The organism is Streptomyces sp. GQFP (genome assembly GCF_021545335.1).
Taxonomy (GTDB): domain Bacteria; phylum Actinomycetota; class Actinomycetes; order Streptomycetales; family Streptomycetaceae; genus Streptomyces.
Genome location: NZ_CP089312.1, coordinates 617,930 through 631,674, shown reverse-complemented (window position 1 = coordinate 631,674; position 13,745 = coordinate 617,930). Strand labels below are relative to the sequence as shown.

The 13,745-nt window shown below is 69.9% G+C and carries 10 protein-coding genes and 1 pseudogene; 7 read left to right on the top strand and 4 right to left on the bottom strand.

The genetic code is table 11. The features are described 5' to 3' along the window. Window positions 1–135: 135 nt before the first annotated feature. From LUX31_RS02945 to LUX31_RS02935, 3 genes and pseudogenes are all read left to right on the top strand, one after another. Window positions 136–1,482 (top strand): wax ester/triacylglycerol synthase family O-acyltransferase, encoded by a 1,347-nt coding sequence (locus LUX31_RS02945; RefSeq protein WP_268828107.1) that lies wholly within the window; start codon window positions 136–138, stop codon window positions 1,480–1,482. A gap of 218 nt (window positions 1,483–1,700) precedes the next feature. After that, window positions 1,701–3,332, top strand: a pseudogene (locus LUX31_RS02940) (IS200/IS605 family accessory protein TnpB-related protein). Window positions 3,333–3,458: 126 nt separating this feature from the next. Continuing rightward, window positions 3,459–4,970 carry an SDR family NAD(P)-dependent oxidoreductase gene (locus tag LUX31_RS02935; RefSeq protein ID WP_235472946.1) on the top strand — a complete coding sequence of 504 codons (1,512 nt, stop codon included), beginning with the start codon at window positions 3,459–3,461 and terminating at the stop codon, window positions 4,968–4,970. Between the two features lie 60 nt (window positions 4,971–5,030). On the opposite strand, the gene LUX31_RS02930 is transcribed toward LUX31_RS02935, so the two are convergent. Both LUX31_RS02930 and LUX31_RS02925 read right to left on the bottom strand, forming a co-directional pair. After that, the gene (locus LUX31_RS02930; protein WP_235472945.1) at window positions 5,031–5,792 is read right to left on the bottom strand and encodes an SDR family oxidoreductase; all 762 of its coding nucleotides are present in this window, start codon (window positions 5,790–5,792) and stop codon (window positions 5,031–5,033) included. 64 nt (window positions 5,793–5,856) lie between these two features. Next, complete coding sequence (locus LUX31_RS02925; protein ID WP_235472944.1) at window positions 5,857–6,336, bottom strand: inositol oxygenase; 480 nt, start codon at window positions 6,334–6,336, stop codon at window positions 5,857–5,859. 440 nt (window positions 6,337–6,776) lie between these two features. Between LUX31_RS02925 and LUX31_RS02920 the strand changes: the two genes are divergently transcribed. Both LUX31_RS02920 and LUX31_RS02915 read left to right on the top strand, forming a co-directional pair. Beyond that, complete coding sequence (locus LUX31_RS02920) at window positions 6,777–6,950, top strand: hypothetical protein (protein WP_198655181.1); 174 nt, start codon at window positions 6,777–6,779, stop codon at window positions 6,948–6,950. A 49-nt stretch (window positions 6,951–6,999) separates the two neighbouring features. Next, window positions 7,000–7,491, top strand: coding sequence for a GNAT family N-acetyltransferase (locus tag LUX31_RS02915; RefSeq protein WP_235479776.1), 492 nt, complete (start codon window positions 7,000–7,002; stop codon window positions 7,489–7,491). A gap of 16 nt (window positions 7,492–7,507) precedes the next feature. Here LUX31_RS02915 and LUX31_RS02910 read toward each other — a convergent pair whose 3' ends face one another. Continuing rightward, complete coding sequence (locus LUX31_RS02910) at window positions 7,508–8,851, bottom strand: amidase (RefSeq protein ID WP_235472943.1); 1,344 nt, start codon at window positions 8,849–8,851, stop codon at window positions 7,508–7,510. A gap of 282 nt (window positions 8,852–9,133) precedes the next feature. Between LUX31_RS02910 and LUX31_RS02905 the strand changes: the two genes are divergently transcribed. After that, on the top strand, window positions 9,134–10,981 hold the full coding sequence (locus tag LUX31_RS02905) for a family 20 glycosylhydrolase (RefSeq protein WP_235472942.1): 1,848 nt from the start codon (window positions 9,134–9,136) through the stop codon (window positions 10,979–10,981). A 42-nt stretch (window positions 10,982–11,023) separates the two neighbouring features. Next, complete coding sequence (locus tag LUX31_RS02900) at window positions 11,024–12,604, top strand: alpha-L-fucosidase (RefSeq protein WP_235472941.1); 1,581 nt, start codon at window positions 11,024–11,026, stop codon at window positions 12,602–12,604. A gap of 63 nt (window positions 12,605–12,667) precedes the next feature. Here the strand turns inward: LUX31_RS02900 and LUX31_RS02895 are convergent, their stop codons facing one another. Further along, complete coding sequence (locus LUX31_RS02895; RefSeq protein ID WP_235472940.1) at window positions 12,668–13,705, bottom strand: alpha/beta hydrolase family protein; 1,038 nt, start codon at window positions 13,703–13,705, stop codon at window positions 12,668–12,670. Window positions 13,706–13,745 lie beyond the last annotated feature (40 nt).

Below are 13,745 nucleotides of genomic sequence, written 5' to 3'. Positions count from 1 at the left end.
CACTTAAGTCCCGCTGCTCGCGGAGCAGCGGGACTTAATCCGTTGTTAACTGTGCGTAGCTTGATCGTACTTGACCGTAATCGGCCGCAGGCGATTGACTGCTGGCTCACCCGTCGTCGACGCGAGAGCGATCCCTTGACCTCTGAGACCTCGGACCTGCTCGCCCCCCTCGACCTGGCGTTCTGGAACATGGATTCCGACCTGCACCCCATGCACCTGGGTGCCCTCGGCGTGTTCTCGTCCCACTCACCCACCGCCGGAGCCCACGCGGCCGATCTCCTCGCCGCCCGCGCCCCCGCCGTACCCGGACTGCGCATGCGTATCCGGGACGTCTGGCAGCCGCTGCTCCCGCTGGCCTTCGGGGGCGCCACCCGCGAGTCCGTACCGGACTTCGACCCGCTCGACCACGTACGGCTGCACGCCCCCACCTCCGACTTCCACGCCGAGGCCGGACGGCTCATGGAACGCTCCCTGGAGCGCGGCCGGCCGCCGTGGGAGGCACACGTCCTGCCCGGCGAGGACGGCACCTCCTTCGCCGTGCTCTTCAAGTTCCACCACGCCCTCGCCGACGGCCTGCGCGCACTGACCCTCGCCGCCGGTGTCATGGACCCCCTCGACCTGCCGGCGCCCCGCCCGCGCCCCGAACCGCCGGCCGCCGGTCTCTTCCCGGACGTGCGCAAGCTGCCCGGGATGGTGCGCGGCGCCTTCTCCGACGTGGGGCGTGCCCTGGACATCGGTGCCTCCGTCGCCCGGTCCAGCCTGGACACCCTGGGCGCGCGCTCCTCCGCCGCGCTCGTCGCCGAACCGAGCGGCACCCGCCGTACCGCCGGAGTCCTCCTCGACCTCGACGACATCCACCTGGTGCGCAAGACGGTCGGCGGCACGGTGAACGACGTACTCATCGCCGTCGTCGCCGGGGCACTGCGGCGCTGGCTCGACGAGCGCGGCGACGGCAGCGAGGGAGTCGCTCCGCGTGCGCTCATCCCCGTCTCCAAACGGCGTCCGCGCACCGCGCATCCGCAGGGCAACCGGCTCTCCGGCTACCTGATGCGGCTGCCCGTCGACGACCCGGATCCGCTGCGGCGCCTCGACTCCGTACGCAGCGCCATGGACCGCAACAAGGATGCCGGGCCCGGACGGGGCGCGGGCGCGGTCGCGCTGCTCGCCGACCATGTGCCGCCGCTCGGGCACCGGCTCGGCGGGCCGCTGGTGAAGCAGGCCGCGCGGCTCTGGTACGACATCCTCGTCACCAGCGTGCCGCTGCCCAGCCTCGGGCTGAGGCTCGGCGGCAACCCGCTCGTCGAGGTCTACCCCTTCGCTCCGCTCGCCCAGGGGCAGTCGCTTGCGGTCGCCATCTCGACGTATCGGGGGCAGGTTCACTTCGGGCTGGTCGCGGACGCGGAAGCAGTGCCGGACCTCGACCGGTTCGCCGCCGCGGTGACGGCTGAGGTGGAGGTGCTGGTCGCTGCCTGCGCCCCCTGAGTGGCGTCATGGGCAGGGGTTTGGAGCTGCTGGCGCTGGAGTGCGCTGGTGAGCGTGAGTGAGTGTGGGTGGTCGGTGTCGTGTCGCGCTCCTCGGCTGTGGTGTCAGTTTTCGGTGGGGAACTGACGTTCTCTCATCGAATGCGTGACCTTCATGGGTGGCGCTCGTTCCCATGGCGACCGGGTTCTTCGGGGTGAGTGCCGGGCGGGGGTGACGGGGTGGGTGAGCTGAGGAGCATCGCGGCGCCGTTTGTCGCGTCCGGTCCGAGTGGTGTGGCCGTCCGGACCCGTCTCAAGCAGCTGGCGCCGGACGATGAGAAGGTGCTGCGCATGGTCGGCGACCATCTGGGGTCGCTGGCCTCGAAGGACCTCAAGACGCGCTGCCGGGACGCCTTGGCGCACTCCGGTGAGTCGTGGGCGGTGCGTAAGCGGGAGCTGACGCCGCTGTCGTCGTCGCGGTGGGCTGGCAGTATCACCAAGGCCACTCATGACCAGTGGGCGCTGGCCCGCCGCTGCCAGCTGGCGCACATCCAGAACCTGGAAGCTGGCGTCCGTACCATCGAGGACCGGCTGTCCCAGCCGGTCGGGCAGAAGGGGACGAAGAAGGCGCCCGGGGGTTACCGGTCCCAGCGGGAGTGGCACGCGAAGTCGAGGCGGCTGCGGGTACTGGAAGACCGGCTGACCGCAGCGCGGGCCGACCGCGAGGCGGGCATTGTGCACGTCGTACGCGGCGGCAAACGCCTGGCCCGCACCCGCCACCACCTGGACGAGGCCGGGCTGACCGAGGCCGCGTGGCGCGGGCGCTGGGAGGCCGAGCGCTGGTTCTGCCAGGCGGACGGGGAGTCCGGCAAGCGCTACGGCAACGAGACGATCCGCATCAACCCCGACGGCGAGGCGAGCATCAAGCTTCCCGCGCCGCTGGCGCATCTGGCGAACGCCCCGCACGGCCGCTACGTCCTCTCGTCCAGGGTCGTGTTCGCGCACCGGGGTACCGAGTGGGCGGATCGCGTCGCGGCCAACCGGGCGATCGCCTACCGCATCCACCTCGATACCGGCCGGGACCGCTGGTATCTGACCGCGTCCTGGCAGATCCCACCCACCCCGACCCTCCCCATCGAGGCGGCGCTCGCCCACGGCGTGATCGGCGTCGACATGAACGCCGACCACCTCGCCGCCTGGCGCCTCGACACCCACGGCAACCCCACCGGCAGCCCGCGCCGCTTCTTCTACGACCTGACCGGCACCGCCGACCACCGCGACGCCCAGGTCCGCCACGCCCTCACCCGTCTCCTGCACTGGGCCCAAACGTGCGGCGTCAAGGCGATCGCGGTCGAGGACCTGGACTTCACCGCCGAGAAGACCCGCGAAAAACACGGCCGCAGGAAACGCTTCAGGCAGCTGATCTCCGGTATGCCCACGGGGAGGCTCCGCGCCCGGCTGTCTTCGATGGCGGACCAGACGGGCATCGCGGTCATCGCCGTTGACCCTGCCTACACCAGCCGCTGGGGCGCCCAGCACTGGCAGAAACCCCTCACCACGACCACCCGCACAACCACCCGCCACGATGCTGCTGCCGTGGCGATCGGAAGGCGCGCCCAGGGACACCCGATCCGGCGACGGACGACACCGCCCCCACACGACCGGAGTGATCGTGCGGGGCATCGGACCGTCCAGGCCGGTCGGCGTGTTCCCGGGCGTGAGGGAACCCGCCCCCGCATCCCCGGACCACGGACACGATCCGTGCCGCCCGGACGCGGAGCGAACGCGGGCAACCAGAACGCCCAACACCGTCCGGGGCGTTCGGCCGAGCATGAGACCTGGCAACAGGACTCACTCCCGCTCAGTCCATAGGAACGGTACGAGTGGGGTCATGATCGTCGCGGGTTTGGTGACTGGGGTCGGGCTTCCGTAAAATCGCCTGTTCGAGAGCGGGCGCGGTCAAGGCGCCGCGACGGCGACCCAGGGAACGGCAGCGCGATGACGGTGACAGAGGACGGCCCGACGGCCGTGGACGGCCTGGACGACGTGGACAACGTCTCCTATGGTCCGGGCATCGACCCCGAGCGCATGGCCGTCTGCCTCAGCGTGCTCGAAGAGCTGGACAAGCTGGACGTCGACCACCCCGACGCCATCGCCGTGCGCCGCGCCACCGCCGGCGTCTACCGCACGGTCAAGCAGCGCCGCAGGCAGGAGCGCCGGGCCGCCAAGACCGCCCACGACAAGGCGGTCACCGAGTCCACGGCGACCGGCTCCGCCCAGCGCATCGACGACGAGACCGAGGGCATCCTGCCGTCGTCGGTGACCGAGGAGGGGCAGATCGCGGGGATACTCCAGCGCCCGCGCTCCTGCTACACCTGCAAGACCCGCTACGTCGAGGTCGACTACTTCTACCACCAGCTCTGCCAGGACTGCGCCGCCCTCAACCGCTCCCGCCGCGACGCCCGCACCGACCTCACCGGCAAGCGCGCGCTGCTCACCGGCGGCCGGGCCAAGATCGGTATGTACATCGCGCTGCGGCTGCTGCGCGACGGCGCGCACACCACGATCACCACGCGGTTTCCGAAGGACGCCATCCGCCGCTTCAAGGCCATGGACGACTCGGCGGACTGGATCCACCGGCTGGAGGTCGTCGGCACCGATCTGCGCGACCCGGCCCAGGTCGTGGCCCTGGCCGACCAGGTCGCGGAGCAGGGACCGCTCGACATCCTGATCAACAACGCGACCCAGACGGTACGCCGGCTGCCCTCCGCGTACGCCGCCCTGGTCGAGGGCGAGAGCGCTCCGCTGCCCGCCGGGGAACTGCCCGCCCACCGGGTGATCGGCGCCTTCGGATCCGGCGCGGTCGACGGACTGGCCGCGCTGCCCGTCGGCATCAGCGGCCTCGACGCCCAGCAGGTCGCCGACCTCGCCCTCGTCGCGGGCAACGCCAGCATCGCCCGGCACCTCGACGGCACGGCCATCGACGCGGGCGGGCTCGTCCCCGACGTCGTCGACACCAACACGTGGGTGCAGACGATCGAGCAGATCTCTCCGGTGGAGCTGCTCGAAACCCAGCTGTGCAACTACACGGCGCCGTTCATCCTGATCAGCAAGCTGCGGCCGGCTATGGCGGGGGCTGCGAAGGGTGCGGTGAGTGGGCGTGCGTACGTGGTCAACGTGTCGGCCATGGAGGGGGTGTTCGGGCGTGGGTACAAGGGGGCCGGGCATCCGAACACGAACGCGGCGAAGGCCGCGATGAACATGGTCACGCGGACCAGTGCGCAGGAGATGTTCCAGGCCGACGGGATTCTGATGACCTCGGTCGACACGGGGTGGATCACTGACGAGCGGCCTCATTACGACAAGCTGCGCTTGGCCGATGAGGGGTTTCATGCGCCGCTTGATCTTGTGGATGGGGCGGCTCGTGTATACGACCCGGTCGTGCGGGGGGAGTTGGGCGAGGATCTGTACGGGGTGTTCTTGAAGGACTACGCGCCTGGTAAGTGGTAGGCGGGGGGGTGTGGGGCGTGTGCCGGCCGGTGGGGGCTGGTCGCGCAGTTCCCCGCGCCCCTAAAAGGTTCGCTGCAGTGCCGCTCTGACTCTTGTACCGCCGTCCACCAGTAGGTCGGCTCCAGTCACCCACTTTGCTGCGTCTGACGCCAGCCATAGCACCGCTTGGGCGATGTCCTTGGGTTCGCCGATTCGGGCGAGGGGGAGGCCGGACGCGATCTCTTGCTCGCTCGGCTCCCATACGAAGCGGGCCATTTCTGTGCGGACCAGGCCGGGGGAGACCGAGTTGACCCGGACCCTTGGGGCCAGTTCGCCTGCGAGTTGTTGGGTGAGGTGGAGCAGGGCCGCTTTCGTGGTGCCGTATGTGCCGATGTTGGGGCCTACGTGGGTGGCACCCTCCGTGCAGATGTTGATGATCGTGCCGCCGTGTTCGCGCATCCAGGCCCGCCACACGTGCTGCGTCAGGCGTAGGGGAGCCTCGACGTTCGTGGTGAAGGCTGTGCGCCATTCGTCCGGGTTCGCGTCCATGAGGGGGCCGTAGGGCTGGTTCGTGGCCGCGTTGTTCACGACGATGTCGATGCGGCCGAAGGTGTCGAGTGTGAACTCGGTCAACAGGGACAGGTGGGCGGGATCGGCGGCGTTGCCCGCCAAGCCGATGCCGCCGAGCGTCTTGGCGGCCCGCGCGACCCCGTCCGGATCGCGGGCCGTTACGCACACCTGCGCTCGCGCCCGCACCAGCGCCTCCGCGACGGCCAGCCCGATGCCTCGCGTGCCCCCGGTGACCAGGGCGACCCGTCCGTCCAGTCCGTACGGCGACGTCATCCGCGTACCGTCTCATGACGGGCCGTCAGTCAACAGCCCCCGGACGTACGGTGGTTGAGGGGATTCAGTCCACGGCGCCCAGGCGGGAGTGCTGTTCCGCGACCAGTTCCAGCAGGGTGCGCCAGTCCTCCAGGACGCCCGCGTCGAAGCCCGGGGTGCGGCCGGCCTCGTCCGCCTGGCGCAGGGTCAGGGTGTCGGCGTCGACGTGCGGGTCCAGGTCCGTGGCGTGCGGGCTGTCGTGTACGAGGCGGGCGACCCGTTCGCCGAGCAGGTGCCGTACTGCGTCCGCCGCGGTTCGGGCGTGGCGGGTGGGGTCGCCGGGGGCCAGGAGCCGGCCTATGACGTGGACCAGGCCCGCGATCTGGAGTTCCTTGTCGGCCGGGCGACTTCGGCGCAGCAGGGCGGCCGTCTGGAGTGCGTGCTGGTGCAGGTCGACGGGGTCGGCGGAGTCCGCCGTACCGGCGAAGGGGCCGCCGCCGTGCTCGGGGGTGCCCCGGCAGGCGTGCAGCAGATCCATCAGCTCCTCGACGCCGCGCAGCTCCATGCGTCAGTCCTCCCGAGTCCTACCGCGGGACCAGCCGTTGCCTTCGGGCAGCAGATCATGGGCGACTTGCGCGCGGGCCAACGGGAGCTGAACTGCCGGACGTGTTCCGGCAATGCCGTACGAGGGTCCGTCGGCTGAGCCGTACGGGTGATGCTCAAACCGTGCTCCAGGTAACAAACAACCCCAGATTATGGCTGAATGAACACTGAGCGACGTGAGATCTTTACCGCTTGTTTTCACCCCATCGAGCGGGCATGCGCTCATTTGGTTAATACTGGAGCCGACGGGCAGCACGACTGGGTTCCACCCACACCCACGGTCCGTTACCGGCGCCACCGCGTCCTTACTGCTCTTGACCAAGACCCGAGTGGACGTGGAGCGACCGGCATCAGACTGGTCCCGATTGTCCTGAGGGTGACCCGACACATAAGGAGTGCGCGGTGACACCGGAGAAGACGAATCTCGAACAAGGCCCTGAGGAACGCACGACGGCCCCTGTCGACCGGAGCGACCGGCTCGGCAGCCTCGACGTGTGGGCCAGGTCGGCCCCGATCCGCCTGGCGGGCTACGAGGACGACCTCGCCGAGCCGCACATCCTGCCCAGCGTCGACTAGTACCCGTCGAGATTGACGTCGGCATGGGCGTGCCACACTCACGTCCATGCTGATCATCAGGGAAGCCGCGGCCGGTGACTGGCCGCGGATCTGGCCGTTCTGGCACCGCATCGTCGCCGCCGCAGACACCTACACCTGGGCCCCGGACACCTCCGAGGAAGCGGCCCGCGCCCTGTGGATGAGCCCGGCCAAGAGGGTGTACGTCGCCGAGGAAGGCGCGGGGGCTGTCGTCGGCTCCGCCTTTCTCACCCCCAACTACGGTGGCCCCGCGGCCCGTATCGCCAACGCCGGTTTCATGGTCGACCCCGACTGCGGCGGTCGTGGCATCGGCCGAGCGCTCGCCGAACACGTCCTGAGCGAGGCCGAGGCCCACGGCTATCGGGGCATGGTCTTCAACGCGGTCGTCGAGACCAACCCGGCGGTCAAGCTGTGGACTTCGCTCGGCTTCACGATCCTGGGCACGGTCCCGGACGCGTTCGACCATCCCCGGTACGGCCGGGTGGGCCTGCACATCATGCACAAGGCCCTCGGCTCCGACTGACCGACTTCACAAGGGCCTAGGCGAGCGGAGCCGTCCGCTGCCAGGGGTGCAGCTCCTCCAACTGCTGTGCCACGTCGAGGAGTACGGCCTCCGAGCCCGGTCGGCCCACCAACTGGACGGCGCAGGGCGCGCCCGAGGGCAGGGTGCCGAAGGGTACGGCCATCGCCGGCCAGCCCGTCAGGTTCCACGGGGGTGTCATCGGCGAGTAGTTGGTGTTGGCGAGGATGTTGCGCAGCCAGCCCCGCTCGTGCCAGGCGGCGGCGGCGGGGGAGCGGCGGGCGAGGGCCGGGGTGAGCAGGACGTCGTGCTCGGCGAAGAACGGCTCCAGGCGGCGGCGCAGTTGCTCCTTGTGCTGTCCCCGCTCGACGTAGCCGAGGAACCGGCGCCCGATGGCAGCGTGGACCCGGGTGCGTCGGGTCAGCCCGCTCCTGTCGAAGCCCTCCGCGTCCCGTGCCGTGCCCGCAGTCCAGTGGGTGAACGAGGTGACGCCGATCGACAGCGGGTACGGCGGGTCGGCGGGCCGCACCTGGTGACCGGCGCCGTCGAGCAGCGCGGCGGCCTCGCGCGCGGCGGAGACGTACGGCCTGCTGATGGTGACGCCGGTGATGGGGCTGCGGACCGAGAGGGCGACCTTGCGGCCGGCGTGCGCGTCCGACCGTACGAACTCGGTGTCCGCGAGGATCGACAGCATCAGGCGGGCGTCCTCGACCGTCGTCGCCAGCGGGCCGTTCTCCGACATGCCGAACCAGTCGCCGTTACCGATGCCCGCCGGAACGACCCCGAGGCCCGGCTTGATGGTGACGACGCCGCAGTTGGCGGCGGGGATGCGCAGCGAGCCCATGCCGTCGTTGCCCAGGGCGATCGGCACCATCCCGGCGCCGACGGCCGCCGCGCTGCCGCCCGACGAACCGCCCGCCGTACGGGTGGTGTCCCAAGGGTTGCGGGCCGTGCCGAGGGTGCCCTCCGTGGTGCCCCAGATGCACAGCTCGGGCACATTGGTGACGCCGACGACGATCGCGCCCGCCGCGCGGAGCCGGGCCACGGTGATGTGGTCGTGGTCGGCGGGGGTGTCCGGCGTCGCCGTGGTGCCACGCCGGGTGGACTCGCCGCGCACGCCCAGGTTGTCCTTGACCGCGATGGGTACGCCCGCGAGCGGCAGGTCGGCCAGATCGGTGCGGGCGGCCACCTCGTCCGCCTCGGCCAGCGCCTCCTGCGCCCGCAGCCGGCGGAACGCTCCGACGCGGGCGTCCAGCAGCTCGATGCGCGCCAGATGTTCGGCCACGACTTCACGGGGCGTGACGCGCTTCTCGCGTACGGCGGCGGCGATCTCGGTGGCGGTACGGCCTGCCCAGCTGGTCACGGGGGCTCCTCGGGGTGTATGCGACACATCGTGCTACGCGTGAGGCGATGAGGCTACTCGTGAGTACAAGTGGCGTCGAGGGTCGCCGAGAGTCGTTGGGGGGTCGCCGAGCTTGGACATTCGGCACGGGCCTCTTGGACTTTTCGTGCACCGAGGTGCCCGGTTCTCGTCATTGATCCGCTGGTCATCCGATCACTGGCCGAACTGTGCTGGCTCCGGACCCCATTGACAGTCCCTGAGGTGCGCTCGATCATCACACCTCCGATGAATGGGAGCTTCCAGATGAGTACGTATCCAAGACGTCGGCTCCTGGGCACGCTGGTCGCCCTTCTGCTGCTGGCCGCCCCGGTTCCGGCCGTCGCCGGCACGGTGGCGGCGAGTGCCCCGGTCACCGTGCCCGCGCTCGCGAACTGGACCCCGGAGCAGGGGAGCTATCAGTACGGCGGCTCTGCCCGACTGGTCGCCGATACGGCGCCCGAGCGCAGGGTCGCGGACACCCTCGCCGACGATCTGCGCGACGCCGGGCATGGCGACGTACCCGTGGTCAGCGGCGGTGCGCGTACCGGTGACATCGTTATCGAAGTCCAGCCGGGCAGGGCCGCGTTGGGCGCCGAGGGGTACGAACTCCGGGCGGGCGCACGGCTGTCGGTGACCGGCGCGAACGAGCGCGGTGCCTTCTACGGCACCCGGACCGTCCTCCAACTCCTCGCCCAGGGCGACCGGATCCCCGCCGGACGCACGGTCGACGTGCCCCGGTACGCGGAACGGGGCGTCGGTGTGTGCGCCTGCTACATCCACATCTCGACCGCGTGGCTGGAGAACCTCGTACGCGACATGGCGTACCACAAGCTCAACCAGCTGCTTCTGGAACTCAAGGTGAAGAGCGACTCCCACCCCGAGGCCAACACCTGGGGCTACTACACCAAGGACGAGATCCGGCGGCTCGTCGCCCTCGGCGACAAGTACCACGTCGAGATCATTCCGGAGATCAACTCCCCGGGCCACATGGACCCCTGGATCGAGAACCGTTCCGATCTCCAGCTCACCGACTCCGACGGCAACAAGCAGCCCAGCCGGCTCGACATCACCCAGCCGGCCGCCTTCGACTACTACACGAGCCTGATCGACGAGTACGCCCAGGTGTTCACCGGCGGCTCCTGGCACATGGGCGCCGACGAGTACATGCTCGGTTCCGACTTCGCCAAGTACCCGCAGGTCCTGCGGTACGCGCAGGAGAAGTACGGGGCGAACGCCACACCCCAGGACGCCTTCATCGACTTCGTCAACCGCGTCCAGGCCTACGTGGCCGCCGAGGGCAAGAAGCTGCGCATCTGGAACGACGGGCTGACCGGCGCCAACACCGTGCCGGTGACGGCGGGCACGACGGTCGAGCACTGGCTGAACGTGGCCGTGAAACCGAGCCAACTCCTCGCCCAGGGCTACCCGTTGATGAACGCGGCCTATGCGCTGTACCTCGTCCGGGGTGGCTTCCATACCGACACCAAGGGCCTGTACGACCAGAGTTGGGACCCGCGCAGCTTCGAGGGCGAGAAGGTCGCCTCCAGCCAGGGGATCACCGGCGCGAAGATCAGCCTCTGGCCCGACAACGGGCGCGGCGAGACCGAGAACGAGGTCGCCGTCGACACCGACCCCGCGCTGCGGCACGTAGCACAGGCCACCTGGGGCGATCCGCATCCCGACGCCACGTACGCCCAATTCACCGCGCGGGGGACGGCTGTTGGGCACGCGCCCGGCTGGCGGGACCTGACCCGGGTGCCGGTCACGGACGGGACGTACACCTTGCGGGCGGGCGTCGCCTCCCTCACCGCCGAGGTGCGGCGCACACCCGACGGATACGTCACCCTGCGGACCGGGACCGGCTGTCTCGAGGTGCGCGGCGGGAAGCTCACGCTCAACACCCCGCTCCAGCCAGGCGTCGAGATCACGGCCCAGACCTGCGATGCCGGAAACACCGTGCAGCGCTGGGAGTTGGAGCAGGTCGCCGGGGGCTTCACCCTCGTCAACGCGATCACACGGATGGCGGTGCACGTGACCGACGACGGTCGGCTCGTGCAGTATCCGCCCGACCAACAGCAGCCCGCTGCTTGGCACTTGACCACCATCCACTGACTTGCTGATCTACTGACCACTGACCCGAGGAGTCCGTTCCCCATGACAGTCTCCAGACGTCTCTTCGTCACGGCAGCCGCCTCGCTCGTCGCCTCCAGAGGCACCTCGCTCGCCCTGGCCGCCACGGCTCCGGCGGGAGCCTCGGCTGTGGCTTCGGCTGCGGCTTCGGTCGCGGAGGAACCGAACTTCCGCATCCCCGTCAGCGCCACCGACTCCGCCGACGTTCTCGTCGCCAAGGCATCCCAAGTCCGGCCCACCGCACGGCAGATCGCCTGGCAGCGGCTGGAGCGGACCGCGTTCCTGCACTTCGGCGTCAACACCTTCACCGGCCTCGAATGGGGCACCGGCGACGAGGACCCGAACGTCTTCCAGCCGACCGGCCTCGACACCGACCAGTGGGCGCGGGCTCTGCGCGACGGCGGTTTCAAGCTCGCCATCCTCACCGTCAAGCACCACGACGGCTTCGTTCTCTATCCCTCCCGGTACACCAACCACTCGGTGGCGTCGAGCAGTTGGCGCGACGGACTGGGCGATGTGCTGCGCTCCTTCGCCGACTCCATGCGGCGGTACGGACTCAAGGTCGGTGTCTACATCTCACCCGCCGACGAGAACCAGTACCTCCACGGCGTCTACGCCAACGGCAGCCCGCGCGTCGAGCACACCATCCCGACCCCGGTCGAGAACGACGACCGTCCGGACGGCCCGACGTTCACCCTCCCCGCCACCGACTACGGCGCCCATATGCTCGACCAGCTCTACGAGGTCCTCACCGAGTACGGACCCGTCGACGAGGTCTGGTTCGACGGCGCCCAGGGGCACATCCCGCCGGACAAGGTCGAGAAGTACGACTGGGACAGCTGGTACACCCTCGTGCGCACCCTCGCCCCGGACGCCACGATCGCCGTCTCCGGGCCCGATGTCCGCTGGGTCGGCAACGAGGGCGGGCTGGCGCGCGAGAACGAGTGGAGCGTCGTACCGGTCACCGAGAAGGACTACGGCAAGACCGACTTCGCGCTCTCCTACGACGCGGCGGACATGGGCGGCCGGGACGCGCTCGTGGCAGCCCGTTCTGTCGCGGACTACGTGCAGTGGTGGCCCGCCGAGTGCGATGTGTCCATCCGGGACGGCTGGTTCTACCACGCCGACCAACAGCCCAAGAGCGTCGACCAGTTGACCGAGATCTACTTCGGCTCGGTCGGCCGCAACGCCGTCCTCCTCCTCAATGTCCCGCCGGACACCGACGGCCTCCTCGCCGCCTCCGACGTCACCCGGCTGCGGGAGTTCCGGGAGCGCGTCGACAGCGAACTGCCGGCCGACCTGACGATCGGCGCCTCGGTGACCCGGACCCCGGGTGTCGTGACCGTCGACCTCGGCAGGGAGGTGGCCGCGGACCGGATTCGCCTCGCGGAGGACATCGCCCACGGGCAGCAGGTCGAGGCCTTCGTCGTCGAGGCGTTCACCGGGGGCCGCTGGACCAAGGTGGCGGGCGCGGGCACGATCGGCGCGAGCCGGATCCTGTTGCTGGCGGCGCCGGTTCGGGCGCGGCGGTGGCGAGTTCGGGTGACACAGGCGCGGGCGGAGGTGCGGATCGCGGAGTTCGGGCTGTACCGCTCCCACGTCTGAGGAGCACCGACCGGGCGGTCACAGGTCATCAGGGGGTCGGTGACCTGTGACCGCCCGCAGGCTTCAGCGCAGGTGCCGTTCGAAGAAGTCCATGGTGGTGTCCATCGAGCGGCTCCACTGGGGATAGAAGGTGTGGCCCTCGCCCTGGTAGGTGCGCAGTGTGATGTCCTTGCCGGCCTTCTCGAAGGCTGCCACGGTTTGGCGGGTCCAGCGGATGGGGCAGGTTGTGTCGGCCGTGCCGTGGTGGATGAGCAGGGGGTCGGTGACCCGGTCGACGTAGGTGACAGGGGAGACCTCTCGCCAGAACTTGGGGTTCTCCTCGGGCGTGCCGTGGGCGGATTCGATCTCGGCGACGAGCGGGTCGCCCTCGGGGCGCTGGAACTGGTCGATGTTCTCCTCGGGGCGCGAGCTGACCGGCGCGAAGGCGACGGCGGCGTCGAACAGACCCGGCGCCACCACGAGCGTGTTGTAGACGACTCCGCCGCCCATCGAGCGGCCTAGCAGGCCGAGACGGTCGGTATCGATCTCCGGGCGCCCTGACGACCGTAGAGCCATGGCGGCGCCGATGACGTCCTCGGTGTAACCGAGGCGCAGGTTGCGGTCGTTGTCCGCATCCTTGTCCGAGTCCGCGTGATTGCGGTAATCGGTGTGCAGGACCACGTAGCCGCTGCGGGCGAGGAGATCCTGCTCGCGGTTGAGGCCGCGGCCGGTGGTGTAGATCGCCGGGTCGATGTAGCCGTGCGCGAGCACCAGCGCGGGGAAGGGGCCCTTGCCCGCGGGAATGTTCATGAGACCCGAGATCGTCAGCCCGTTCGCCTCGTACGTCACCTCGTAACTGGTGTAGGCAGAGGTACGGGCGAGCACGGCGCCGAGCTTCAGACCGGAACCCTTGTGCTCGCGCTGGATCAGGCCCGGGAGTGAGACGGGGTTGACCGGTGTCGGGGTGGGGGAGGGCGTTGCCGTGGGGCTCGGACCAGTGGCGCGGGCCGACACCGGCGGGCTCGTGCGCGCCTGATCGTCGTCGCGGTCGCTCGCGGTGCAGCCCACCGCGGCCGCCAGCGTCAGTGCGGTGGTGACACGGATCGTTCCCCTCAGCCGCATACGGTCATTGTCCCCACCGGGGCCCGCCGTGTCCTCCGGC